General features: G+C 50.4%; 1 protein-coding gene. It reads left to right on the top strand.

The window, feature by feature from the left end:
* Nucleotides 1-180: transposase (locus L1028_RS31145; protein WP_234541976.1), on the top strand; the 180-nt coding region annotated here is incomplete at its 5' end.
* Nucleotides 181-417: the final 237 nt, after the last annotated feature.

Raw genomic sequence — 417 nt, 5'->3', positions numbered from 1 at the left:
TACCGCAAACGAAAAGAAACGATTGAGCGAAGCTTCGCGGATGCTAAAGAGCTCCATGGGTTTCGCTATTGCCGTTTGCGCGGACTCCGTAACGTCAGGGAGCAAGCACTGATGACGGCAGCCGTGCAGAATATGAAGAAGATGGCGATCCACCTAGATCGCTTGGAGAAGCAGGGGTAATCCCCTAGTTTCTCGATTTTACGGCTACCTAAACATGAAAAGAAACCCAGGATCTTAAAATGACCTGGGTTTCTCGACACTCTGAAGTAGATCTTCAATACAATTGAAGATCTACTTTTTTTTGGTACGCCCAGCATGGGCGTCATCTTTAGGGTGAAAGTCCCGAACGGGGGCTGGCGAGCGCCTACCGTTAGCCAAGGGCAAGGGTGTCCACCGTGAGGTGGAATCTGAAGGAAG

The organism is Paenibacillus pseudetheri, assembly GCF_924513355.1.
GTDB lineage: Bacteria > Bacillota > Bacilli > Paenibacillales > Paenibacillaceae > Paenibacillus_AQ > Paenibacillus_AQ pseudetheri.
This window is presented reverse-complemented; position numbering and strand designations above follow the sequence as displayed.